The sequence below is a fragment of the Atlanticothrix silvestris CENA357 genome (assembly GCF_016056295.1).
GTDB classification, from domain to species: domain Bacteria; phylum Cyanobacteriota; class Cyanobacteriia; order Cyanobacteriales; family Nostocaceae; genus Atlanticothrix; species Atlanticothrix silvestris.
In genome coordinates this window covers 94,449-118,692 of the sequence record NZ_JAECZB010000097.1, presented here as the reverse complement: position 1 = coordinate 118,692, position 24,244 = coordinate 94,449, and the positions used below count along the sequence as shown (strand labels likewise).

General features: G+C 40.7%; 23 protein-coding genes. 9 read left to right on the top strand and 14 right to left on the bottom strand.

From position 1 onward, the window contains the following. The first annotated feature begins 7 nt into the window (after window positions 1-7). The 3 genes from I8751_RS26070 to I8751_RS26060 are packed head-to-tail and all read left to right on the top strand — an operon-like array spanning window position 8 to window position 3,908. Window positions 8-2,527, top strand: coding sequence for a peptidase domain-containing ABC transporter (locus I8751_RS26070; RefSeq protein WP_214441991.1), 2,520 nt, complete (start codon window positions 8-10; stop codon window positions 2,525-2,527). Window positions 2,528-2,545: 18 nt separating this feature from the next. Next, the gene (locus tag I8751_RS26065) at window positions 2,546-2,737 is read left to right on the top strand and encodes a hypothetical protein (RefSeq protein WP_214441990.1); all 192 of its coding nucleotides are present in this window, start codon (window positions 2,546-2,548) and stop codon (window positions 2,735-2,737) included. Then, entirely contained in the window at window positions 2,718-3,908 is a 1,191-nt protein-coding gene (locus I8751_RS26060) for a hypothetical protein (RefSeq protein WP_214441989.1), read from the top strand. The genes I8751_RS26065 and I8751_RS26060 overlap by 20 nt, the downstream gene beginning before the upstream one ends. Before the next feature lie 141 nt (window positions 3,909-4,049). Here the strand turns inward: I8751_RS26060 and I8751_RS26055 are convergent, their stop codons facing one another. From I8751_RS26055 to I8751_RS26040, 4 genes are all read right to left on the bottom strand, one after another. After that, entirely contained in the window at window positions 4,050-4,667 is a 618-nt protein-coding gene (locus I8751_RS26055) for a Uma2 family endonuclease (protein ID WP_214441988.1), read from the bottom strand. Between the two features lie 60 nt (window positions 4,668-4,727). Continuing rightward, the gene (locus tag I8751_RS26050) at window positions 4,728-5,933 is read right to left on the bottom strand and encodes an HlyD family efflux transporter periplasmic adaptor subunit (RefSeq protein ID WP_214441987.1); all 1,206 of its coding nucleotides are present in this window, start codon (window positions 5,931-5,933) and stop codon (window positions 4,728-4,730) included. Between the two features lie 242 nt (window positions 5,934-6,175). Continuing rightward, the gene (locus I8751_RS26045; RefSeq protein WP_214441986.1) at window positions 6,176-6,454 is read right to left on the bottom strand and encodes a hypothetical protein; all 279 of its coding nucleotides are present in this window, start codon (window positions 6,452-6,454) and stop codon (window positions 6,176-6,178) included. Between the two features lie 180 nt (window positions 6,455-6,634). Further along, window positions 6,635-7,096: a VOC family protein gene (locus I8751_RS26040; RefSeq protein WP_214441985.1), complete on the bottom strand. Its 462-nt coding sequence runs from the start codon at window positions 7,094-7,096 to the stop codon at window positions 6,635-6,637. Window positions 7,097-7,172: 76 nt separating this feature from the next. Between I8751_RS26040 and I8751_RS26035 the strand changes: the two genes are divergently transcribed. Further along, window positions 7,173-7,646 carry a DUF4385 domain-containing protein gene (locus I8751_RS26035; RefSeq protein WP_214441984.1) on the top strand — a complete coding sequence of 158 codons (474 nt, stop codon included), beginning with the start codon at window positions 7,173-7,175 and terminating at the stop codon, window positions 7,644-7,646. A 235-nt stretch (window positions 7,647-7,881) separates the two neighbouring features. On the opposite strand, the gene I8751_RS26030 is transcribed toward I8751_RS26035, so the two are convergent. Beyond that, window positions 7,882-10,854 carry a DUF4082 domain-containing protein gene (locus I8751_RS26030; protein WP_214441983.1) on the bottom strand — a complete coding sequence of 991 codons (2,973 nt, stop codon included), beginning with the start codon at window positions 10,852-10,854 and terminating at the stop codon, window positions 7,882-7,884. 206 nt (window positions 10,855-11,060) lie between these two features. Beyond that, window positions 11,061-11,582 (bottom strand): hypothetical protein, encoded by a 522-nt coding sequence (locus I8751_RS26025; protein ID WP_214441982.1) that lies wholly within the window; start codon window positions 11,580-11,582, stop codon window positions 11,061-11,063. A gap of 281 nt (window positions 11,583-11,863) precedes the next feature. Between I8751_RS26025 and I8751_RS26020 the strand changes: the two genes are divergently transcribed. Next, the gene (locus I8751_RS26020) at window positions 11,864-12,403 is read left to right on the top strand and encodes a DUF3172 domain-containing protein (RefSeq protein WP_214441981.1); all 540 of its coding nucleotides are present in this window, start codon (window positions 11,864-11,866) and stop codon (window positions 12,401-12,403) included. Between the two features lie 118 nt (window positions 12,404-12,521). On the opposite strand, the gene I8751_RS26015 is transcribed toward I8751_RS26020, so the two are convergent. The 8 genes from I8751_RS26015 to ndhN all read right to left on the bottom strand — a co-directional run bounded on the left by I8751_RS26015 (window position 12,522) and on the right by ndhN (window position 20,646). Next, a complete protein-coding gene (locus I8751_RS26015) occupies window positions 12,522-13,340 on the bottom strand; it encodes an AMIN domain-containing protein (protein ID WP_214441980.1) in 819 nt (272 codons plus the stop codon). 535 nt (window positions 13,341-13,875) lie between these two features. Continuing rightward, window positions 13,876-14,310, bottom strand: a complete 435-nt coding sequence (locus I8751_RS26010; protein ID WP_214441979.1) for a hypothetical protein — start codon at window positions 14,308-14,310, stop codon at window positions 13,876-13,878. A 318-nt stretch (window positions 14,311-14,628) separates the two neighbouring features. Further along, window positions 14,629-15,354, bottom strand: a complete 726-nt coding sequence (locus I8751_RS26005) for a GDSL-type esterase/lipase family protein (RefSeq protein ID WP_214441978.1) — start codon at window positions 15,352-15,354, stop codon at window positions 14,629-14,631. 188 nt (window positions 15,355-15,542) lie between these two features. Then, window positions 15,543-16,427, bottom strand: a complete 885-nt coding sequence (locus tag I8751_RS26000) for a CPBP family intramembrane glutamic endopeptidase (RefSeq protein WP_214441977.1) — start codon at window positions 16,425-16,427, stop codon at window positions 15,543-15,545. Window positions 16,428-16,473: 46 nt separating this feature from the next. Beyond that, window positions 16,474-18,432: an FHA domain-containing protein gene (locus I8751_RS25995; protein WP_214441976.1), complete on the bottom strand. Its 1,959-nt coding sequence runs from the start codon at window positions 18,430-18,432 to the stop codon at window positions 16,474-16,476. Between the two features lie 119 nt (window positions 18,433-18,551). Continuing rightward, window positions 18,552-19,130 carry an FHA domain-containing protein gene (locus tag I8751_RS25990; protein WP_214441975.1) on the bottom strand — a complete coding sequence of 193 codons (579 nt, stop codon included), beginning with the start codon at window positions 19,128-19,130 and terminating at the stop codon, window positions 18,552-18,554. Between the two features lie 119 nt (window positions 19,131-19,249). Continuing rightward, a complete protein-coding gene (gene nfi / locus I8751_RS25985; RefSeq protein ID WP_214441974.1) occupies window positions 19,250-19,924 on the bottom strand; it encodes a deoxyribonuclease V in 675 nt (224 codons plus the stop codon). A 233-nt stretch (window positions 19,925-20,157) separates the two neighbouring features. After that, complete coding sequence (gene ndhN / locus I8751_RS25980) at window positions 20,158-20,646, bottom strand: NAD(P)H-quinone oxidoreductase subunit N (RefSeq protein ID WP_214441973.1); 489 nt, start codon at window positions 20,644-20,646, stop codon at window positions 20,158-20,160. Window positions 20,647-21,463: 817 nt separating this feature from the next. Between ndhN and rplC the strand changes: the two genes are divergently transcribed. From rplC to rplB, 4 genes are all read left to right on the top strand, one after another. Beyond that, the gene (gene rplC, locus I8751_RS25975; protein WP_214441972.1) at window positions 21,464-22,099 is read left to right on the top strand and encodes a 50S ribosomal protein L3; all 636 of its coding nucleotides are present in this window, start codon (window positions 21,464-21,466) and stop codon (window positions 22,097-22,099) included. Between the two features lie 214 nt (window positions 22,100-22,313). Next, entirely contained in the window at window positions 22,314-22,946 is a 633-nt protein-coding gene (rplD, locus tag I8751_RS25970) for a 50S ribosomal protein L4 (RefSeq protein WP_214442018.1), read from the top strand. After that, on the top strand, window positions 22,939-23,253 hold the full coding sequence (locus tag I8751_RS25965) for a 50S ribosomal protein L23 (RefSeq protein WP_214441971.1): 315 nt from the start codon (window positions 22,939-22,941) through the stop codon (window positions 23,251-23,253). The genes rplD and I8751_RS25965 overlap by 8 nt, the downstream gene beginning before the upstream one ends. 98 nt (window positions 23,254-23,351) lie before the next feature. After that, a complete protein-coding gene (gene rplB, locus I8751_RS25960; protein WP_214441970.1) occupies window positions 23,352-24,215 on the top strand; it encodes a 50S ribosomal protein L2 in 864 nt (287 codons plus the stop codon). Window positions 24,216-24,244 lie beyond the last annotated feature (29 nt).

The following is a 24,244-nucleotide window of genomic DNA, read 5'->3' as shown; positions in this document are numbered from 1 at the left end:
ATAAATCATGAACTTACAAGTTTATTTAAAATGGGGCAGTTTACCACTGTGCTTGCTAACTCCTCAGCAGCAAATTCAATTTAAAAATCAAGCAGAGACTCGTCAATATAAAACAGGGCAAATAATTTGGTCTACGGATATTCCTGGTAATCAATTCTTAATTATTTCAGGGAATGTGCGTCTTCGAGAAGACGGAAAAGCTCAGTCACTAGCAACTTTAAAAACAGGAGATTGGTTTGGAGATTTACTCAAGCTTTCTGGTGGATTTAAAGCTGTGGCATCTGGTAATGTAGTAGTTGTGCGTTGGGATGCAGCACTTTGGAAAGAAGTACCATCAGCAGAAATTAATCAATTTTGGCTAGCTTTGCGATCGCGCTATCAGCCTCAAGAAACTAATTTACCCCAACCAGTATCAAGCTATCCGTTTATCTTAAGTCCTAATACTGCTGCTGCTTGCTTAACAATGGCAGCCCAATACTTAGAAAATCCTATCCAATTAGAGTTCGTACAGCGTCAACTCAGGGGAGAACATCCTCAAGATATAATGGAGGCTGGTGAAAAAATAGGGCTGCAATTACGACAGTTGCAAGTTACCCAAAGTGACTTACCCCAATTGTCTTTTCCGGCTTTGTTACTGTGGCGAAAGCGAGACTGGATTATTGTTTATGGTGTCAAAGGTAATCGAGTAATCATCGCCAATCCTAGTAATCTGGGTCAAACTTGCGAAAGCATTCCCCAAACAATGCTTGAGGAAAATTGGAATGGGCAACTTTGGCAAGTAGAACCAATTCAAAAGCAGGATAAGTTTAATCTGACTTGGTTTGTACCTGCGGTTTGGCAGCACCGCAAATTGCTAGGAGAAGTTTTATTAATTTCTTTCGCCTTACAACTGTTAGGGTTAGCAACGCCGATTATTACTCAATACATCATTGATAAAGTCATGGTTTATCAAAACCGTAGTGCTTTAGATGTGATGGCGATCGCTCTTTTGGGTGTTGCTGTTCTAGAATCAGTTTTGGGCATTTTACGGCTATTTATCTTCACCCACACTGCCAACCGTCTTGATTTAGGCTTATCCTCGCAGTTGTTTCGGCAACTGATGCGCCTTCCTTTAACTTATTTTGAGTCGCGTCGGGTAGGTGATACTGTTGCCAGAGTGCAAGAACTCGAAAATATTCGCTCCTTTCTCACAGGTACAGCCTTAACTGTCATCTTAGATAGCATCTTTTCTGTGGTGTATCTAATATTGATGTTTTTTTACAGTGTCAGTCTGACTTGGGTTGCTTTGGCTGTAATTCCTTTATTTGTCATTCTAAATTTGGTGGTTACACCGATTCTACGTCGCTGGCTAAATGAAACTTTTAATCGCGGTGCTGATAGTCAATCTTTTTTAGTCGAGACAGTGACGGGAATTCACGCAATCAAAGCTCATGCTGCGGAACGCAAATCTCGCCGTCGTTGGGAAGGTTTGTTTGCTCGTTACATTCGCACTAGTTTTAAAGCTTCTACAACTTCTAATATTGGCAGTAATATTGGCGACTTTTTGACCAATTTTTCTTACTTAATTATTCTTTGGTATGGAGCCGGACTAGTCATCGAACAAAAGATAACTATTGGTGTATTAGTTGCTTTTCAAATGTTAGCTTCTAAAGTAACAGATCCACTGCTGCGTTTAGTACAACTTTGGCAAGAGTTCCAGCAAGTTTTACTATCTGTAGATCGACTTGGAGATATTCTTAATACTGCTCCAGAAGCTGAACCTGGTTCTGGTGTAGTTTTACCACAGTTACACGGTAAAATAAGTTTTGAAAAAGTGTTTTTCCGCTACCAAAGCGACCAAGAAGAACCTGTTCTCAAAGGCATTTATTTGACTGTGCAACCTGGGATGTTTGTAGGAATTGTGGGACGCAGCGGTTCTGGTAAAAGTACACTTTCAAAGCTTTTACAACGCCTCTATAAGCCAGAATCCGGCTCTATCTTAATTGATGATTTTGATATTAAAAATGCTGATATCGGCTCTTTACGACAACAAATTAGCGTTGTCCTCCAAGACGATTTTCTCTTCGACGCTACTATATCGGAAAATATCACCTTCGGCGATCCAGATATTACAACTGAACAAGTAATAAGAGCAGCACAACTGGCGGCAGCTCATAATTTTATCAGCGAACTGCCCAAAGGCTACCAAACTAGCATTGGAGAACGCGGAGTCGCTTTATCTGGCGGACAGCGACAACGCATTGCTTTAGCGCGTTTATTCCTCTCTCAAGCCCCGATTTTAATCTTAGACGAAGCTACAAGTAGCTTGGATAGTGAGACAGAACAAAAAGTATTACAGAACTTGCAGGAAGTTTCGGGCGATCGCACAGTATTTATGATTGCTCACCGATTTGCACCTTTGAAACGAGCCGACTTGATTTTAGTATTAGAAAAAGGCGAGATTGTCGAACGAGGAACCCACGATGAGTTGCTGCAAAAAAGAGGTGTGTATTGGGTATTGTATCAACGGCAGTTGGCTAGTGTTTGAATTATATAGTCCTTTGCAATGGCTGGAGAAGAAATAGAAATTGTAATTTACCCGAATGCGAATTGGATATTTGATTTTTACTTGTATAGAGAAAAGTTAAAATCTACAGCTAGGGCTTTACTCAATTTCTGGCTCTTGCAAAAGCTAGAAGCCAACAAAACTAAAAACTTAAAACTGGAGTTTGATAGCAATGCTTCTAAAAGAAGATAGACAGGCACTTAAAAAAGAGGGCTATAAAGTTTCCGCAAACGGGAGGATTTCGCCAATTGCTCACCCTCTCCAGCAGACTCATCGAAAATCTTTTAGCAGTGGAGTGAAACTCCTCAGCCAGGGAAAGCGAGATTCGATCAACAATTCTCGCCCCATTCAACCTAAAGCTAGCGTTCCATCGAGACAGCCGGCTCGTCGAACTCAGCCATCTGCACAACTGTTGCGAGCAGAAGGCATAACGCACCGTGAATGGAATAATGCACAGCAGCCTCGGCCTAAGCCTCGATCGATTCAACCAAGCAAGGCATTTCAGGCTTTTCGCCAAGGAGAGCGTGATTTTACCAACAATCCAACCAAGGCGATCGCTCCTGCGGGACAGCAACCCGCTAACAACCGTCCTCTTCCTCGACCCACAGTCTCTGAACCACCAAAGCCACAGCCTCAAAAGAGTTGGTGGGATAAGGCAGGAGATTTTGTCAAGAATCATACCGAAGATATTGGTCATGGAGTCCTAGATGCAGCAGGTTTCATCCCAGTTGTCGGTGCTGTTGCTGATTTAGCTAATGCTGGTTGGTATCTGGCAAAAGGAGACAAGGTAAACGCTGCTCTCTCAGCTGCCTCTGCTATTCCCTTTGCTGGTGATGCTTTTGCAGCAGGTAAGCTTGCTTTTAAGGCTGCTAAGGGCGTAGAAAAGCTTGCTGAGGCTGGCAACGTTGCACGTAAATATACATTTGACACACGGAAGATTGGAGCAAAGCCAGGAAAAAATCTTAACTCTAATCAGCGTAGAAAAACTTGGAGGGCTATGGCTGAAGACCCTGAAGCGCCGTTCACTGAGGTACAGCGTCAACAGATTAGAAACACCCCTTGGCATAAATCTCCTGCTCCAAGATGGCAAAACCCAGTAACTGGAAAGCTTGAAATTATGGAACTTTCCCATGAAGGAAAATCCTTTAGCAGAAAAGTTCAACAGGGAAGCTCTCGTCGAGAGGGTGCAACAGATGTAGTACCACGCTGGCCGGAAACCCACGCTCAGATAGATAAACACCGTCACTTGCCGAGAGACGTAAGAGAGGCTTACACAAGTCAGAATGGAATCGATAAAATCCGTAAGGCATTTACGGAAGAAGTAAAAGAATGGGGCTACAAAGTCGATGATTCCAAATTATAATGAGTACTCAACAATATTGAAAGAATTAATTTAGCGTCAACTACAGCTACCTTTTCAACCTTGCTGAAAGATGCTTAGGCGATCGCTACTACATTTTTGGAAAATAGTAAAAACGTTTTACCTTCCCCTCGATGGGAATAACTAACTTTGTAAGCCAGCCTCAAAAATCTCTTGTACAGTTAAATTCAATTCAGGAAATGTTGGTGATATAATGCGATCGCCTTTCCTAAATTGGCTAACTTGATATTCGCTTTCCACGAGTTGATAAATTGAAATGGTTGGTTGTTTGGGGTTGCCGATAAACCGTCTTCCACCTAAGCCAAGATAATCGACAATCCAATATTCGGGAATACCAATTTCCTCATAATCGCCAGCTTTATCAAGATAATCATCGCGCCAATTAGTACTGACAACTTCTATTATTAATGGAATTGATTCGCCGTAAATAACTGTTGATTGATTTTTCCATCTAGGTTCTGTGATTAAATTAAGACGGTTTAACAACAGTATATCTGGTGAGTAACCTGTTTCACTTTCAGGTGGTTTAACTAAAGCTGCTTTGGGTATTCGATAAGGCAAGTTTAAACGGGTATATTCAGTAACTAATTTTTCAACCAAAAAACCAACAATCTCTTCATGGTCGCCTAATGGTTGTGACATCTCAACAATTACCCCGTTGTGTAGTTCATACCGACCTTTGTCTGGTTTCCAATTTGCAAATTCTTCAAAGGTTATTACTTTAGATGCGGCTTGAGTCATATATACCTCAGATAATTGCTTTAATTTTTATCAGAAACTGTATTACAGTATTGAGCCGATTTACTTAATAGAAAATACTTCATCAAACTTGCGTGTAACTGGCTCAATCAACAAGCTTAAAATCGACTTCTGCCGCATTACAAATTCCCCAGTAGCCTCCATCCCAGGAGTTAACAGTTTATCTTGACCCCGCGTCCTAATTGTGACTTGATGGAGTTTAATTCTGGTCGGATAAACCTCTTTACCTAAATTCTTATCCTTCACAACTGCGTAAGGACTAACGTAAACAACAGTACCTTCAATCACACCATACTCTTGATAAGGAAAAGCGTCTATCTTCACCTTTGCATTCATATTTTCATCAACAAATCCCCGATATTGATTTGGTAAATCAACTTCTAACAAAGGTTCTTTACCTTCTGGCAAAATTGACAATAACTCCTCACCAGATTGCACTATCCCTTGGCTTGGGTTGACTCTGATGTTGTAAATTCTGCCAGTAATTGGTGCTAGGATAACCTGTTGCTGCCTCTGAAATTGCGCTTGTTTGAGTTGTCTTTCAACAGACTGCAATTCTTCACGACGCTTGCTGAGATCAGAAAGAAGACCAGTATGATAATTTTGTTTGAGTTGTTGAATTTCTTGCTGTTTCGCAGCAATTTTTGTTTCTAAGTCTCTGACTTCTTGTTGAGCATTTTCAACTTCTATACGGGTGATAGCACCAACTATTCTCCGCAATCTGTTTGCTTTGCTTTTGCTAAATGCAAGTTGTTTTCGCAAACCAGAAAGTTCAATTTCTGCCCCCTTAATCCGTGCTTTTTGACTCTCATCTCCTGCTTTACTAACACGTTGGATATCTTGCCTAATTAACTGAGCTTGATTATTTAACCTTTCAATATCAGCTAAGGAAGATTCAGAATCAAGTGCTATTAACACGTCATCCTTTTGTACGTGCTGACCTTCTTTGACTTTAGCTGGATTAACTAATTTAATCTTGCCACTACTAGGCGATCGCACTGGCTGCACTTCTTCACCGGGAATCAACTTCCCATGAGTCTGGGCCACTTCATCTACTTTACTCAACCCTGCCCAGGCGATCACACTAAAAACTGCCGCACTTAAGATTACCCCTACCAATCTTGTATAAAGCGGTGGTAGTGCTTGCACTGCCTTACCTAATTCATAATCTAAGTAAACATCTGGATTGGCAAATTGCTCTCTAGTCTGCCGAGATTGAGCTGGAGAGGAATCTAAAGGCAGTTTCATATCTTTTACTTAATTAAGACTGGTGTCGTTTCACTGCTCAGAGGAATCAGTTTGATGGCAGGCAGGTTGTTAAATTCAGGACTATTCACTATATTAGTATGCGCTCACAGCCAATAATTATCTAATCTCGCCAAATTTTCCACCAGAATAAACAATTCTTGCGCTCTACTAACAGCAACATTGAGTAAATTAGGTCAGCGATTAATAAACCAGAGCTTTAGGGAAAAATGGATAAAGTCGAGCTAAGATGGCGGCGGAATGAGACTAGCATTTTTAGTTGTACTATCCCAAACTATCCACCCACAAGTATTGTCTACATCACTTGCATTATTGGTAACTTTAAAATACAATTTCTTTGCACCCTTGGGTTCGATCGCAAAATCAGCATTTTGAGCATAAACGACTTTAAAACCTTTGTCTCGCAAGCAATACATTGCCCATGCTTTCAACGATTGCTTATGTGGTTCGTGGGGAATTGGTGGTTTTGTAATTGTTTCTTCAATAACCTTATATATCTGCATTAATTCTTTAATTTCAGTAAATAGTTTTCATTCTCACTATTTATTAATACAATATTTCAGTCCTTTTACGAATTATGTTAGCGACGCAGGAGCGTCATTACGAATTATAAATTATGTATGAAATCTTTGCCTGGGAGTGTTTGCATCATTTAAACTGAAAAATGCTTCTTGAAAAGACATCTACATCGGATCGCATCGAATCTCAATCATGAAGCCATCGGGATCGTAGAAGTATACACCTTTGCCAGTAGGACGGGTGACTGGGCCATGAGCGATCGCTATTTGATTTTCTTTGATTACTGCTACTGCTTGCTCAAATAATTGTGGATCTATATCAAAAGCTAGATGATATGCCCTAGTGAAACTCTTTTCGGGATTTGGATCTGGTGGTGTTAAATCAGGTGTCCAAAATAAATCTAGAATTGTTCCATCAGGAGTAATGAAGTTAGCCACCTTACCCGCTGTTACCAGTTCAACCAAAGTTGCAGGTACTTCATCGCCAGAGAGTTCATGCAAACCCAGAATATGACCATAAAAGTAGCGGGAAGCTTGCATATCTTGGACGTTAATAGCAATGTGATGCACTTTACGCAGATTTCCCGGTGCAAGAACACTGTTTCCTGAGGTAGTGCTAGATAGCATAGCTAAATAAAATTTCCCTACATGGGTAGAAGTTAACTTTCTTTTGAGATTCTATTATTAATAATAAAAATCTAGCATGTCTTTTGATTATTCTTTAGATTTTAAAAATATTGATTTTCGCCAACATCCTGAACTTTATCGGGTTGGCAAAGGTGAACAGGGCGTACTTTTGGTCGAACCATACAAATCCGAAATCTTGCCTTATTGGCGGTTCAAAACTCCTGATATTGCCAAAAATTCTAGTGAAAAAATCTATAGTCTGTTTCTTGCTTATTTAGAGCAAGATGATTTTGTCGGTGCAGATATGGCAAGAAAATTTATCCAAATGGGTTATACTCGCTCCCGTCGTTATGCTAATCATAAAAGTGGTAGAAAATATAAACAAACTTCACCAGAGACAGGTGATAAAAAAGAAATTCTACCTTATGTAGTAGATCCAGTTAAAGCCGAATCAGCAGCAATATTTAAAGCCAAGTGGATAGAAGCTAAGACCAATGCAAAATATCTCCAGCTTTTAGCCAAGCATAAACAGATGTATGAGATAGATTAATTAATGCCACTAAATGAAATTTGTAACTTTTGTAGATAGCGGTTCCCACTTAGGTAAGATATAGAAAAAAATAATTAACCACAAAAAAATGTAATAAATTTCTACCTAAGTAAAATAAGAACCGCTAGAAGTAGCAAAACTTTTAGGTGTTACCTTTAGGCTTGTATTAGCTTCGCTACTCAAAAGCGATCGCATTGCAAGAGTTCTTACCTTGAAAAGTCAAGCAAAACAGACGTTACTCTTTAATCGAGGGTGGATTAGGAACTTGTGAAACTAGTTCAGGATAGCCAGCATCATTTAAATGTGTACGTACTGCCTCATAGTTACCATATCCAAGCTGTCTGAGTGCTAAATCTAAATTAGACTTCACCTTTTCATCAGTTACTTCAGATAATAATGCAGAAATTTGATGTAACAGGCTATTAAAATGATGGGGTTTTGGAGTTAATGGAGATTTCATAGATAATTGCCGTGTCATAGTAGGCTTTATTGATTGAACTGATATAGGTGCCGGATATCCTCCCCACACCCCCATGTCCTCAAATACGTTGTAAATCACTCGCTGATAAGCTGTAGATTCTCTAGCAGGGGATACTCCCCAAGAATCTAAACCCCAAGAGGTTTGGATTGAGCCGACAGAGAAAACTTTAGCACCACTAGGAGCCGTAAAATAGACACCGTGAGCTGTTTGCACTGCCTCCGAGGGTAACTCACCTAAAAAAGACTGATAAATATTAGAAGAGCCAGGAATAGAATCGGGGATAGTGGATTCAAAAATAATACTGTCTAAAAAATTAGGCGTTCCCATTTTAATCTGAGGCTGTGCCAGAGGATCTGGATCAATGTGATCCCATTCATAACCAAGTAATTTACTAAGTTTAGAACCTACCGTCAAGCCAGTTCCTCTAAAAAGATTATCTTCTTTTTTAACGGTTAGATCATATCCTCCATAAATATTTCCAATATCCCCAATATACCCAACTCCTAATAAACCACACTCACCCTTGATTTGACATCCATCAAACGTTTTACCAAGTAATTCTTGGTCACGAAAACGATAGGTTGGCGGAATATTAAATGTGTCTTCTATGTAGTTATCAACGACACCGCCTGCCAAAGGATCATTCTTTTTATAAAGATCAGCGGTTCTATAGTCAGTATCCCATTTAATATTCCAATAACAAGTATTTGCTGACAAAGAAACGACATTTACACCAGCTTCTATCGCTTCTTTAATTGCTTTATATTCATTAAAACTCCAATATTCATCGTGTCCACTATTCATAAATACGCGATATTTTTTAACCAAGTTTGATCCCTGCTTATCTATGTCTTGTCCACCGCAGTAAGAAATACGATAGCTATTTTTTTCTAACCAGCGTATAGTATTAACTTCCCAACGTAATGGATTACTGTTCCCAATTCCAATATCAAAAGTATTAGCAACCCACGGGCGATCGTGGGTAATCTGTAATGCTCTTTCGCCACCAGAATATGTTGATTTTCTGTTAGCTCCATCGTAAGAAAAAGTATTGTAAGCAAGATGAGTTGCAAATCCAAATTTATAGATAACATCAGACTCTAGTGCATCATCTCGCAAAATAAAGAATGCCAAACATTGTTTATTTGTATTTTTATCAGTTAGCTTCACCATATAACAACCCGTGACCCAAGTGTCATTAGTTGTAATAGTATAAGTTTTTGCCCAGTTATATCGGACAAGTTGTGTTTGGGAATCAACAAGCTCATTTGATATAGACTGTTTAATTGCTGAAATATTATCGGCTGTTTGAACTAATCTTCCTCCTACACCCCCGTAATAACCCAACCTATAGACTTCAACTCTAATATCTCCAGGTGTAAGAACATTTGCTTTGATATCAATAGATTCGCCTTTATTAATAGATTCTGCGCTCATAAAAGCAGCGATTTCTAAGCCAGAAGCATAGTTAGTTTCTAACCAGTTTTCAGTTCCAGGTTTGAGATTTTCTAAAAATATCGGATGATTGACAACATGTTCTCTAACATTGAGATTTGTAGAATCACCCTTCGTCTGAAACAGAATATCTTGATAGTAGTAACTATTCTGAAAACTTCTTTCAGGGAAAACCGGAGCTAATGCCGGATCGTCATATCCATCTTCTAAATTATAATAAGCAAATACTCCGTTTGTAGATTCAGTTGTCGCCAATGCAGTGATTGGGCCTTTGACAAAGGATGTAGCAAAAAAATTGCCTTGTCGTGGCAGATTTTTTAGCACATCAGCTGAAACAATGTAAATCTTGTTAGCTTGAATATCAATAGGTGGGTTTAATGCGGCTTCATTCCAAGCATCACCAACAATATTTTCAAATTCAACCTCAGCTAATAACTGTTTAGTTTCACCATCCCATAATCTCGCTTTATGGATTTGATTTATATTATCTTGTGCAGATATCCAAGACCTCAAAGCTTTTATTTTTCCAGCTTGCGAAGATTTGAATTTAAAGCCAGCATTATATGGTTTATCATCGCCAGAAACCGATGATGGGCTACCACCATTAATCACACCATCAAATCGAGGATCTTTATCGTTAAATAAATCGAACGTTATTAGTTCACTCTGCCGTTGAAACACAATATCTTGATAGTAGTAACTATTCTGAAAACTTCTTTCAGGGAAAACCGGAGCCAATGCCGGATCGTCATATCCATCTTCTAAATTATAATAAGCAAATACTCCGTTTGTAGATTCAGTTGTCGCCAATGCAGTGATTGGGCCTTTGACAAAGGATGTAGCAAAAAAATTGCCTTGTCGTGGCAGATTTTTTAGCACATCAGCTGAAACAATGTAAATCTTGTTAGCTTGAATATCAATAGGTGGGTTTAATGCGGCTTCATTCCAAGCATCACCAACAATATTTTCAAATTCAACCTCAGCTAATAACTGTTTAGTTTCACCATCCCATAATCTCGCTTTATGGATTTGATTTATATTATCTTGTGCAGATATCCAAGACCTCAAAGCTTTTATTTTTCCAGCTTGCGAAGATTTGAATTTAAAGCCAGCATTATATGGTTTATCATCGCCAGAAACCGATGATGGGCTACCACCATTAATCACACCATCAAATCGAGGATCTTTATCGTTAAATAACTTGATATCTTGAATAATGGAATTTTCACCAATTGGATAATCAATAAAACTAGGTTCTATTGCTGTCAGCATGATAGATTACTCCAATATTAATATTTTAGCTTTTTGCCAGGAATACAATTGATTTATTGCGTCGATTAGTACAATCAGCAATTTAGATATTCTGTAAATCCCGCTGCTAAATTTTAATGTTGAAGTTTTATTCAAAATAGTACCCTTAAGGGTAATATTGATATATCAAAAATTTAACTAAATTTTATCAAAACAACATTTAAATATTAACGTTCCCTGCTAATCATAGAACTACCATTACTAATGACCACTTTTTGAACAAAAACATCAGTACACAAAGATAAAATATCTTTTGTCATTTTATTAGCGATGGTTTCAAAAATTTTGCTTGTCAATCCACATGTATTGTCACCACTTAAGGTAATAGAAACAGTTAGAATCTGAGGAGTAGTAGAATCCTGCTCATTATCTAATAATTCAAGTTCAGATTCTGATATATCTAAATCAAATTCCTGACTCCAGGTGGGAAAATCTTCACCTGTTTGTTGCCAGTAAACCTGGACTTTTTCAATAGATGCAGCACCTAAACTACTAATACCTCTATGAACAAACGCAACCAAGGCTTGCTGATTTGGCACTTGAGCAGATTCCAGCATCACCTGTAAGCAACCGTCTTCAAGGATCACCTTTGCAGTAATACCCTTAGATTGTAGGTGACGATTCATTAGAAATGCGATCGCCTGTGCATCTCCCTGTTTAGCAAGTTGCAAAAGATTTGCCTGTGTCATAACCCGTAAAAAATAACAACTGAGAAAATAATCTTCTATCTCAGGATTCCCTATTTACAGGTAAAAGCAACATTTTTAGATGCATAGACCACAGTCAAAACTGCAAGAGACGACTAGAGTAGGGAGTGATATAGTTTATGAATCTGCAACGCCAATTTAAACTAAAAAAATATTTTCTAGAAAGTTGCAGTCAATTGCAGCTAAGAATCGGCATACTGTAAAAAGGGAAAGCAGTTTAGACCACTTTCTGCTTTCCCAGGCGTGAACGTGATTCAGTAAAAATGAGACGTAAATCTACTGGTAGATCGGCTACTACTCCTAAACCCTCTGCTTTCCAATCTCCTATGTTTAACCTTACTACCATTGCAATTTTGGCAGGGGTGCTGATTTTAGGAATTGGAATTGGCATCGCTTTTAGCTCTACGACTACATTAAGTCCGTCCAACGTGGCTTCTCGTGAATTCATTGATACTAGAGCGCCAAATCCTGAGATTTGTGTACAGTATGGAGCCAGCGCAATGGTGATGGATGCCAGACTGTTTGTAACTCTCAACCCCTTTAATGTCTATGTTGCTCAGCCAAGTATGCGCCCTGGATGTGTTCTCCGTCAAAATAATTGGGCACTTTTAGAGCAACGTAAGCTTGTGACATCTGACCAGGTAAGAGAATGTAAAAACCGCCTCAACACCTTTGGCTTTACAGGTAACTTAGACAGCGAAAAACCTGATATTAGATGTATTTATCAAAACGAATCAGCTCAAAATTTCTTCATGTCTCAACCAGGAGCAGTTGGGCCGTCTCAAGAAACAGAAAGATTTTAGATTTTGATCATGCATTAGCACCAGCAGTTTCAGATACCAAGTTTTTGAACGCTGTTCGTGCAGCGTTTCCTTAGGGTGGTGGTAACTATAAACTCAGTAAAGTTGTTTTACCAGAGTATTAGTTTCTGCGCTTAGGAAGGGGTTGACCAAACTCAATCACTTCGATACTTGGCGCATTGGATGGATAGTTAGGAATAGTTGGAACAGGAAAAGCGGGACTCGTCGCAGGAGGAGTGCCATTAAAATTATCGGTTTGATTAGGGAAATTTGCTGGGGGAAGAATAGAGCTAGGTACTTGAGAAGAATTACTAGGAACAATGGGAGGTACAGTAAACAAAGGCTGTTGTTGGTTAGTAGTTATCGGCGGTAGAGTGCTAGGCAACTGTTGGTAATTAGTAGAGGGTAAGTTACTAGGCAATTGTGGATAGTTTGGACTTGGAGTTAGGTTATTGGGTAAAGACTGGACATTTCCCGGTTGTATGGAGGGACGATTATAACCAGAAATCATTGGACGTAACACCCAACGAGTTGGGTTTTGCTTAGAGACAGGTTGTAATTGCACTTGGTTAGGATCTATAAAAGTTCCCGTCGCCAAATCTAGAACAATACGAGTAACAGTTGCATCTAACTGGGAGACACGAATTCTTTGGATTGCTCCAGCATAATTTTGATTAGTAGAGACATAACCCAGCTTGGTGTCTGGCAAATCTACAACCAGACGAGGGGGTTGAGAAAGATAAAAGTATTGGGGAGTTGTACCTGCTGAGAGAGTAATTTCTAGTTGCAAAGTTTTTGGATCAAAACGCCAATCATTTAACTTTGCTACTGGAGCAGCAATGCTGCTACCAGTTTCGAGACCAACTGCTGCATACAAGCTCAAGCCCAAAATCTGCTTACTCAATTGCAAAAATTGCCTAGTTGTTAGTCTCTTGTACATTATTTTGATCTGTGAAATATCTTGAACAATTAGACATTTTGCAATCATTGTTTATGGATAATCCAATGTCAAACGTTCTATGGAACGGTTTAGAAATACTGCTAATTTAACGTGAGTTCGACAAGTCTTATTTGACCTCTCCCCCAACCCCTCTCCGACACGGAGAGGGGAGCAAAAAGCTGAATTTTTCGTTGCTTCTCCCTCTCCGAAACGGCTATCCATTAGTCACATCTTTCTTTACAATCTTGAAACGCTTGTTTTGTAAGCGTCCTAAACACTAAGATGTGACACATACTTGACAAATTACCTCTTAATACTCTCGCCAAAATTGGGTTTTTATTGAGAATGAAAGATGAAGGAATCAGGGTTACAAAAAGCGTGAGTGAATACTCTCGCAAATGTTGAGAAAGATCCGGGTAATGGATAGCCGAAACGGAAAGAGAGGGAGTGAGTGAGAGGTTCATCGAACTCACGTTAATTTATTGACAGTCGTACAAAACTAATGATTGCTGGCCAGTGTTTTAAAAGCTTGAGACTACAACCACTGTCCACCCCGGAAACGCCAACGCAGGAACAGAATTCGCATCAGACTTTGTGAAACTATAAAAACTGCTAACCAGACAATACTATAGTGTATTAACAAAGCTCCTAATGGTAGTTCTTCTTTAGGCAGAGGGATTGGTAAAAAGCCAATAAGTTTTACCCCACAAAATACAAACACTATTTCCCAAATACCAGCTAAGAGTTGATAAGCTGCGGGCCAGTCCCTATCCCAGCGAAATTTTTGGAGATAGTCATAAAGCATATCCCAACCTAAACCAAAAATGGCAACATAGCTAAGTATCCAAAAATAAACTGAATTAGCACCAGGGCCAATGAAGCCCATTACAAAAGGCAAAGATACTAATACACCTACAGTACTAAGTAATAATAATCGAGTTTGCCAGCGACCAAATAAAGTTGGTGTCATAAGAGTACTGAGTAAGGAGTAAAGACCAAAAGTTCTATTCTGATACCAATTTGAAAAATTGTTACAACAAATAAAGGACTGAAAGCAATTACTTCATCCTTTAACTTCACACTTTAAATGACTTCCCAAGGAAGAGTGTATTGCAAACAATTGAGAACCGCTATGGGGTTTTCATAAATAGGTATGAAAATAAATTTTCTTACTTCTCCCTGCTCACGGCAGTCGCTACAATGGGGAGACAGACATCTGTAGAAACCCACGCAAAGCACTGGCTCCCCTACTTAAATAGTGATTAATTATTTTTTATTTGGAAGGCCTTTATGATGGTTCCATCTGGAAATCAAATCTAGAATGGTAGGTAGCAAGTGCTTCCCAATCGAGTACATTCTCTAACAACGCTTGATAGCCTAGGGTGTTGGGGTGAAGACCATCTTCGCTGAGGCGTTTGAGTCGCCAAGCTTCGCCACGTTCCATCCATTGCTCAAAAGTATCGAGGTAGGGAATCTGCCGTTTGGTGCAAGCAACTCTAGTAGCTTCTTTGTAGCGGTACTGATCTGCGTGATTGTAGTATAAGCAATCTAGAAATGGCATCTTGGCTTCATCTACCGGCACCATGCCCACAAATAATACAGGGCAGAGTTGCTGAGCTAGATCTAATAGAGAAGCGATTTCTGATTCAAATACAGCAAAATCTGTATAATTTCGTCCGTTAGGGCGAGATAACCGCGCTGAATCATTTCCCCCTACAGATAAAATAATTAAGTCAGGAACGCGATTTCGCAGTTCACCTCTATGGCGAAATTCGACTTCTAGTCTTTTTGCTACTTGCTGCGTGCGATCGCCCCTTACCCCTAAATTGTAAAGAACATGACCAGCATTCTCCGGCAACATCCACCAGCGCCGCAGTTGTTCAACCCAACCTCCCTTTTCTGGATCGCCAAATCCGTAAACTAAGCTATCCCCCAGTGCGAGGATCTTCAAAGGCTGACGATGGTTTGATGTTACAGACAGCTGCATTGAGGAAGGAAGCTCGAATGTTTGCATGTTAAATAAAAACTATAATTTATATCTCTACAAGAGTCTATACATTTCTATACCATTAAAGGCTGGACATAAAAAATTCATCTAATAACTAAACTGTCTTCCTCTAAATTTCACCAAATCAGAACAAATGTGTTGTTCTAAAGATGACATTTGTCATTATGGCGGAAATGACTTGTGCTATCCCAAAATTAATTCTCTGCTTGGGAGGCGTTTATTAAGTAGGGGACTGGCGCATCTTTGTGGGGCCAATTCCGTGAGAGAAAGCGAACTAATAAAGGAAGTGATACTAGCATCAGTAAAATCCCCAACCACCAGCCAGAACGTAATTGTTCTAGGCTGTTAGCAGCTGAGGTAGTCTTTGGATTGGCTAATAACCCCATTGCCACAGCTAGTAAATTATTCAATGCGTGGCAGGTGATCGGTATAATCAGCGTGCGGGTTTTAATATATAAAACCCCCATAACGAGACCAAAAATAGTTAATCCCAAGACATTTGCATGTAAAATTCCGAACAACAGTGAGGAAACCACCAAAGCAGCTCTAATACCCCACTTAGTTGCCCAGCGCTGCAAAATAATTCCCCGAAACAGAAATTCCTCTGCAATTGGAGCAAATACTACGTAGGCGATCGCTCCTAATAAGTTAATAAAAAGTGGTGCAGAACTACTTGGAGATGGATTGCTAGCAATCTGACGCAGAAGTCGCTCTACAAAATCAGGGGCAATTAATGATACTAGAGAAAATGATACAAGGTAGGCACTGAGAGAAAATAAGATGATAATAATCACCAAGCCTAGAGTTTTTAACCATTTGTAGTTTTCTGGTACTCTGCCTACTACATATCTTAGATTGATTCCTAAGCGATGCAATTCTACTAGTTGCCAAAGGCAAAGTAACCCAAATATTAAAAAGTAGAGGCTCAAACTCAAGACTTGATTATTCAATTTCAGTCCACTAATACCTTGTACTAACCCTAGTACAGTACCGATAATCAAGGTTATTAGCAAACCCCGCAATAATAAATTGCGAGCCTTGAGCCTGTGGAATGGGTGATTGAGGTGCTGATTTGTCATAAATAAATGGTGGGCGATCGCTTATAATTTTTTTGCTCTTACCGAACTAAGGCGATTGGTTAAACACCCACTTTAGCCACTGCTGAAAGGAAGTTACAGTATTCAACTGATTAACTCCAGGCGCACGGGCGGCGGCGAGTCCATCAACTGCGACTAATGCCGCATACTGCAAGCCCAAAAAACTATCAACTGCTGCATAAGGGCCACCAAGAGTAATTGCTCCAGCAGCATACATTTGACCTTTATTACTACGCATTTCTACTAGTTCAAAATTGTTAGCTACAACCAACCGTCCTAAATAATTCAGCGGTAGTTTGTAATGTTTTACTAGATCAGCCAGTAAAGGATTTGCTTCCACCTTAGCGTCTAGTCCGGTAGCATCAACAATAAAGTCGGCTGCTAGTTTCATTTCCCCCAAGCCTTTTTCCTGAATATGCGTAATAGTGCGTTTTTGAGCATCTTGCTCTACACCCAGAACTTGGCCAAAAGTAATTTGATACCAACCTTCTTTTAACCCTTGTTCGGTAATCTGCTGCCAGTCATGGCGGTCTGCGGTGGTTGTACCGCCCCAGTCTGCCAATAAACGCTGGCGTTCTTCAGGACTAGCATTTTCTAACAGGACGCGGAGTTCACCACCCCAACAAGCTTTCGGCCAATTAAACGGTTGAAATTCGTAATGATTTTTGACTAGCCGCTGAGACTTTTGAAATTTGTTACCTTGGGGTTTAGGCGATCGCATTAAATGCAAAACCGTGATATTTTGATTTCGCTTTCTGGCTTCATAAATGCGCTGGACAATCCGCGAAGCCACAATTCCCCGCCCCCGAATCAAGACAGTACCGCCTTGTCTCTCTAGTTGCTCATAAACATGATCGTGTGCTTCATAGGCATTCACGACAGATTTAAAATCTTGATATTTTTCCCTATAAGCTTGCAAATCTGGAAGGAACTGGATAGCTGGATACCCAGTAGCTAAATGTAAATAACGACTAACTAAAAAAGCATAATCTCCCGGCCCGCGAGAATAGGCTACGCAATATCTGCCATCATCAGTTTTACGAATTGCTCTGACTCTTCCATAGCGATAAATTTGATTCCAGTTAATGCGCTTCACTTCTCGATCTATCGAATCGAAGACATTACCTGCGCGGGGCGTATAAGTTTCGGCAAATGTTGGTTCAGCAAACACCTGCCATAAATACTTGAGTGTTGAATTAGGCTGACCTTTGTTCAAATCATGCCAAGCTTCCCTTAAGGCATAACTAGGCCAGCCCCAAATATTATCAGGGCAAGAGTCAGAATTAGAACGCAATCTTTCATATAAAGGAATTTGCGAATTGAGACAGAGGCGTTTGTAACGCGCATACGGTTCACCCTCTAATCCCAAAGCTACAATCCGATCAGCACGTACACCACTAATTCGCAACAAATCAACCCAGACAAAACTACCTAATCCCCCCCCAATTGACAGATAATCACATTCATCTACTGGTAAACCTGTAGCGTGAAGGGCTTGTACAACAACTTTTTCTGCCTGAAATGCTGCTGGTGGGAAAGTACTACCTACGGGTGACACAGGCTGCACTGGTGCAGGTAAGCTGGGGTCTGGCAGATTAGTATTGGGGTTAAACTGAATCATTGACGGCGGACTAGTGGCTTGTGTGGTTGCGTTGATACCAAACGTTACCGTCATCATATAAGGGCCAATTTGCAAAGTATCCCCATGAGTTAGGGCACTACGCATTTGTCGTTGACCATTGACAAATACGCCATTAACACTGCCTTGGTCAATCACCACCAGTTGGTTTTGTTCGCAGTCAATGAGGGCGTGATAACGAGAAACTTCGTTACTGTTAAGTAGCATTCTAGCAACGCGCTTTCCTCTTAGTTCAGCAGGTAAGCGAGCAAACTCTCGACCAAAAGCGATCGGTACACTCAAATTTGGTTCTCGCCGTTCTCCCGTCGCCGGATCTTCCCAACTTAATTGAATTTGTAAGTTAGTCATTGGTTAGTGGTCAGTGGTCAGTTGCTAGTGGTCAGTTGTCATTGAGCAAAAAACTGTTCTTTTGTCCCTTTGCCTCCTGCTCCTCGACCACTGAGCGTAGCCGAAGTGCTTACCCTTGCTCAATTGCTCGGTGCTACTAATACACTCACTGCCGCAGCTAAAGATGTACCACACCAAGGACAACCAACTTGCAGATATTCAGCGGAGGAAACTTTATGACATTTAGGACACTCTAAGCCATAAATTCCTTGCGGCGGCGTTGGTGGATGATAATGATGATGATGTTTCGGTTGTATTGATGGCTGCTGTGGATGCAGATTTGCCACTAATGGTTGTGGTGGTACTAATATAGTTGCCGGAATGTTGTTAATTGCAACGGCAGTAACTTGAAGTTGCATTTGACCTAAGTAAATCACACTTCCCTCACTTAAACGCATTTCTCCTTGGACTAGTTGCTGTCCATTTACTAAGGGGGGATTTTGCGATCGCAGATTTCTAATCAAAAACTGTTGCTGCTGAGGATGAAAAAAAATTTCTACATGCAGACCAGAGACAGTCGGGTTACTCACAACAATGTCGCACCGCACTGGATCACGACCGATGCGAACAGTGCCAGTATTTTTGGTCGACTGTTGTTCATAAATATTCTGTGTTATGTCTTGACCTGCATCGTGCCACTTTAAAGTTAGTGCATTCATTGTTCTAACTTGAGTAACTGAATATGTAGCTACTTCAACTCCTTTCTGTGCGATTCCTAACACGAGTCAGCAGTAGCAAGCAAGTATTTAGAACAAACTTCAACAAATCGATATCGATACTATTTGCGTAATCTTGCAGACGCTAATTTATCAGCAACGCGTGTGGTTTCTGGCAGCCGATATTTGGGTGTACAGCGTAGTACATAGTTAATTGCTGTAGATAAGCTAACTTTATGACCACTAGAGACATACACAGGTTTGACACCTGTACGCGATCGCAAAGCTGCTCCAATTATTTCGCCCCGGTGTATCAATGGTTGCCAGTTGCCTCTAGTTTCTGGTAACTCTTCATGCTTACCAATCAACAATGATTTTGCTACACCTATTGTAGGCAGATCCAAAAGTAAACCTAAATGACTGGCTATACCCAATCTTCGAGGATGGGCAATTCCTTGACCATCACACAAAATGATGTCTGGTATTGTTTGCACCTTTTCTAAGGCATCCAATACAGCTGGGATTTCCCGAAATGAAAGGAAACCAGGAATGTAGGGAAATGATGTCGGACGGTAGGCTAAGGTTGTTTCTATTACTTGTAAATCTGGAAAATTCAGCACTGCTACTGCTGCACGGCTAATCGTTCCATTAGCTTCAAAACCCATATCTACCCCAGCAACATACTGGATGGTTTCTTGGAATTGATCTTCTGTAATTACTTGATTCCGTAACTGTTCTTGGATAGCTATAGCTTCCGTCACCGTCAAAGGCCAAGCATAACGTTGATCAACTTTCATATTTAAAATTAAATTAAAAAAAAATCGTATTTTTTAAATTATAACTTTTATTTAAATTGCCATCTTTGAGTAGAGAATAAAAGAATGCAATTCAATATTTTTTGTTTGATATTTGTTGCTTTTTTTTTCAACATTAATTAATTAACTTATCAAAGATATTTAATATACAAAAAAATTGAGCGATCGCCTCTTGATTGAGTTTTGGCAGTAGCGATCGCCCAAAAATTAATCAATTACACAGCTTGATAGCTAGTAGAGAAGGTATCTTTTAGCGGTTGCCAACGAAAAGCGCGATCGCCACCCCTTTCGATGATCACCTTGACTCGTGGTTCCAAACTAGGCAAAGTTGCTAAAAACTCCACTTCTTGATCAGAAAGAATATGTCCCTCTATCATCCACACAACTAAACCCTTTGACTTTGGTGGTAGCTGTTCTAGCTGATAGTTAACAATCGGCGGCAAATAGTAGACATAACCTACCGCCGCACCACTACCAGTACTTTTTTTACCAAGATGTGGTGGTCTAACTCCATGAACTCCTGTGAGATAAGCAGCTACATCGCCCAATCCCTTAGCGGTAATATGGAGAGTAGTATAGCCAGCTGCACGCAGTCGCCGCCGATATCGACCTTCAAATCCCCCCTCCAAAGGTACATATACACCAAGGGAGCCAAATTTTTCCAGATCGCGAATTAAACCGTTGCCAGTGGTAATTAGTGCCATAGATTTTTGTTTTATCCCACCTAGATATCTCTATTATTTACTGCCAGACGAGTGATTCAGTTAGATAACTAACGTATAAATTTAGATTAACCTCCCTATTACCATCACTAAGCCACAAATTAGTCTAAAAAATTATAGACAAAGATAAAGAAATGATTTATATTATTAGATTGTGACCAAACGCATAAAATAAGTTACCTTTTTACTGTCATTTAGAACTGGTGTTAGCATTAAAAGCTGATGACTCGAATTCAACGGGTATAAGCTAGATCAAACTGGCAAGAGACTGGTAAACTAGAAAAGCTTTCAGGTCAATTAAGGAGCCAGAGGCTAAAAAACCAAAGCTCCAGTCTACAATCACTCCTGTAGCCCCTGAAGAAACCAGGCAAGACCTTAAGCTTATAGTTTAAGGTGTCTAGTGAAGTAGAAACTGAGCAGTAATGTTGGTTTATGGCATTGCATCAGCCTCAGTTAACGGATACTGAGCGAAAACAACGCTTAAGTCCTACTACAATCAGCAAGTGCCAGAGCAATTGCTTGGACGAAAGCATTGCTGCACAAAGCGCAAAGCTCTAAAGCATTGCCTTAATTCCAGAAGTTATTGCTTCCCATTGGGAAGACGCTTGTGGCTGTTCTGGTAAGAGGGCGAGTGAAAATAAACGGATTCATCAAGCAGTAAAGGCACAGCTTGTTGTGTCCCGGAAAAGTTGTAAAAACGACTTTTAGAGGATCGTCCACCCTCAACCAACGGCTACACAGCGTGTCTTAAATAGAGTCCAATTCCAAGGTCAGTAAGTAGAAAGGAGAGCCAGTTACTGTGTCTGTAGGTATTCTCGGCACCAAGCTGGGCATGACCCAAGTATTTGACGAGGCAGGAGTAGCTATTCCTGTCACTGTTATTCAAGCTGGTCCATGCACCGTTACACAAATTAAAACGAAACAGACCGATGGTTACGCCGCCATTCAAGTTGGCTTTGGCGAAGTCAAACCAAAGGCGTTGAACAGACCATTACTAGGTCATCTAGCAAAATCATCGGCCCCAGCCTTGCGTCACTTAAACGAGTATCACACAGATGCCCCTAGTGATTATGCTTTAGGTCAAGAGATTAAAGCAGATATTTTTAGTGCTGGTCAAATTGTAGATGTAGTTGGTACAAGTATCGGTCGTGGTTTCGCAGGCAACCAGAAGCGCAACAACTTTGGTCGAGGGCCCATGTCACATGGTTCCAAAAACCACAGAGCGCCAGGTTCCATCGGTGCTGGTACGACACCAGGTCGTGTTTATCCAGGTAAACGGATGGCAGGACGTTTAGGCGGTAAGCGCATCACAATTAGCAAGTTGACTGTAATACGAGTAGATGCAGAACGCAACTTACTGCTAATTAAAGGAGCTATTCCTGGTAAACCAGGGTCTTTAGTGAATGTTCTGCCTGCGAAGAAAGTTGGTAAGTAGTCAAAAGTTACACAATCTATAGTCATTGGGCTATGGAAGATGGGCTAATGACAAAAAAACGCCACTTGCTTCAATAGGGGGAACCCCACGACAGTCGCCTAAAATCGGGAAACCCTTTCGGCAGTCGCTCATGGAGGAAACCCCCAAGACCGCGCTGCCTCACCACGGCGCTATCTCCCCAACGCAGTAGCTCCTAATGACAAAGGACACAAACATGGTAGAAAGTGTAGTTAAAAATTGGCAAGGAGAACAAGTCGGTGAGACGACCTTTGAATTGCGAATTGCTAAAGAAGAAACGGCAGCACATATAGTGCATAGAGCATTGATACGACAAATGACTAATGCTCGTCAAGGAACTGCCAGTACAAAAACTCGTTCGGAAGTTAGAGGCGGTGGTCGTAAACCTTGGCGGCAAAAAGGCACAGGTCGAGCTCGTGCAGGATCTATTCGTTCACCACTATGGCGTGGTGGTGGCGTAATTTTTGGGCCCAAGCCTAGAGACTTTAACTTAAAGTTAAATCGCAAAGAACGGCGCTTAGCATTGCGGACAGCATTGGTCAGCCGCGTTGACGACTTGATTGTAGTGGAAGAATTTAGCAACGAGCTATCCCGCCCAAAAACCAAAGAGTTGATAGCAGCGCTAGCTCGTTGGGGTGTAGAACCAGATAATAAAGCACTATTAATTTTGTCTGACATTGCGGAAAATATTTATTTATCAGCCCGCAATGTAGAAAATGTAAAGCTAATACCAGCTGACCAGCTAAACGTTTATGATTTGCTGCACGCTGACAAAATCGTAGTTACGGCATCAGCTTTAGAAAAAATTCAGGAGGTCTACAGTGCCTAACTTTGACCCCCGCCACCTGGCTGACTTAGTACGTCGCCCAATTGTCACTGAAAAGGCGACCATCCTGATGGAGCAAAACAAATACACATTTGAAGTAACTCCCAAGGCAAGCAAGCCAGAAATTAAAGCAGCAATTGAAGACTTATTTCAAGTCAAAGTTGTCAAAATCAATACTGCATTACCGCCACGCAAAAAACGGCGTGTAGGTAAATTTATTGGTTACAAGCCCCAATACAAACGAGCTATCGTCACTGTTGCCCCTGGGGATGAAGAGAAGATTAGACAAGTTCTATTCCCAGAAGTCTAAAAAGTTATGAGCCATGAGTGATGAGTTATGAATTATCTCTAACTCCTAACTTCTAACTCCTAACTCCTAACTTAAAACTCACAACTCGAACTTTAATTATGGGTACTCGTTCTTATCGCCCCTATACCCCCAGTACTCGCCAAGTTACTATCTCCGACTTTGCGGAAATTACCAAAACAGAGCCGGAAAAGTCATTAACTGAGTACAAACACCGTGCCAAAGGTCGCAATAATCAAGGGCGGATAACTAGCCGTCGCCGGGGTGGCGGTCACAAGCAGCTTTACCGAATTATCGATTTTAAACGTAATAAGCGTGATATTGCTGCCACGGTAACAGCTATTGAGTACGATCCGAATCGCAATGCTCGGATTGCTCTGTTAATTTATGAAGATGGTGAAAAGCGTTACATCCTGCAACCCAATGGTTTAAAAGTTGGGACAAAAATTATTGCTGGTTCAAATGCTCCCATTGAAGATGGCAACGCTTTGCCCCTCTCAAATATACCTTTAGGTACAGGCGTTCATAACGTAGAACTGACTCCCGGTAAAGGTGGTCAAATTGTGCGCGCAGCTGGTGCTACAGCGCAAGTTGTGGCTAAAGAAGGGAACTATGTAACTCTCAAACTGCCTTCAGGAGAAGTCCGCTTAATTCGACGAGAATGCTACGCCACCATTGGACAAGTAGGCAACACCGATGCGCGAAATCTCAGTGCAGGTAAAGCAGGAAGAAATCGCTGGAAAGGCCGTCGTCCTAAAGTTAGAGGTAGTGTGATGAACCCCGTGGATCACCCCCACGGCGGTGGTGAAGGTAGAGCGCCTATCGGAAGATCAGGCCCTGTTACTCCTTGGGGTAAGCCTACCTTGGGTGCAAAAACACGCAAACCCAAAAAAGCCAGCAGTAAATTAATTGTGCGTCGTCGCCGTAAATCTTCTAAGCGCGGTCGTGGTGGTCGTGAATCCTAGAATTTTAGATTTTGGATTTTAAATTAGGG

Coding starts and splice junctions, on each gene's coding strand:
- I8751_RS26070 (WP_214441991.1), top strand. CDS start 8: ATGAACTTACAAGTTTATTTAAAATGGGGCAGTTTACCACTGTGCTTG.
- I8751_RS26065 (WP_214441990.1), top strand. CDS start 2,546: ATGGCTGGAGAAGAAATAGAAATTGTAATTTACCCGAATGCGAATTGG.
- I8751_RS26060 (WP_214441989.1), top strand. CDS start 2,718: ATGCTTCTAAAAGAAGATAGACAGGCACTTAAAAAAGAGGGCTATAAA.
- I8751_RS26055 (WP_214441988.1), bottom strand. CDS start 4,667: ATGACTCAAGCCGCATCTAAAGTAATAACCTTTGAAGAATTTGCAAAT.
- I8751_RS26050 (WP_214441987.1), bottom strand. CDS start 5,933: ATGAAACTGCCTTTAGATTCCTCTCCAGCTCAATCTCGGCAGACTAGA.
- I8751_RS26045 (WP_214441986.1), bottom strand. CDS start 6,454: ATGCAGATATATAAGGTTATTGAAGAAACAATTACAAAACCACCAATT.
- I8751_RS26040 (WP_214441985.1), bottom strand. CDS start 7,096: ATGCTATCTAGCACTACCTCAGGAAACAGTGTTCTTGCACCGGGAAAT.
- I8751_RS26035 (WP_214441984.1), top strand. CDS start 7,173: ATGTCTTTTGATTATTCTTTAGATTTTAAAAATATTGATTTTCGCCAA.
- I8751_RS26030 (WP_214441983.1), bottom strand. CDS start 10,854: ATGCTGACAGCAATAGAACCTAGTTTTATTGATTATCCAATTGGTGAA.
- I8751_RS26025 (WP_214441982.1), bottom strand. CDS start 11,582: ATGACACAGGCAAATCTTTTGCAACTTGCTAAACAGGGAGATGCACAG.
- I8751_RS26020 (WP_214441981.1), top strand. CDS start 11,864: ATGAGACGTAAATCTACTGGTAGATCGGCTACTACTCCTAAACCCTCT.
- I8751_RS26015 (WP_214441980.1), bottom strand. CDS start 13,340: ATGTACAAGAGACTAACAACTAGGCAATTTTTGCAATTGAGTAAGCAG.
- I8751_RS26010 (WP_214441979.1), bottom strand. CDS start 14,310: ATGACACCAACTTTATTTGGTCGCTGGCAAACTCGATTATTATTACTT.
- I8751_RS26005 (WP_214441978.1), bottom strand. CDS start 15,354: ATGCAAACATTCGAGCTTCCTTCCTCAATGCAGCTGTCTGTAACATCA.
- I8751_RS26000 (WP_214441977.1), bottom strand. CDS start 16,427: ATGACAAATCAGCACCTCAATCACCCATTCCACAGGCTCAAGGCTCGC.
- I8751_RS25995 (WP_214441976.1), bottom strand. CDS start 18,432: ATGACTAACTTACAAATTCAATTAAGTTGGGAAGATCCGGCGACGGGA.
- I8751_RS25990 (WP_214441975.1), bottom strand. CDS start 19,130: ATGAATGCACTAACTTTAAAGTGGCACGATGCAGGTCAAGACATAACA.
- nfi (WP_214441974.1), bottom strand. CDS start 19,924: ATGAAAGTTGATCAACGTTATGCTTGGCCTTTGACGGTGACGGAAGCT.
- ndhN (WP_214441973.1), bottom strand. CDS start 20,646: ATGGCACTAATTACCACTGGCAACGGTTTAATTCGCGATCTGGAAAAA.
- rplD (WP_214442018.1), top strand. CDS start 22,314: ATGGTAGAAAGTGTAGTTAAAAATTGGCAAGGAGAACAAGTCGGTGAG.
- rplB (WP_214441970.1), top strand. CDS start 23,352: ATGGGTACTCGTTCTTATCGCCCCTATACCCCCAGTACTCGCCAAGTT.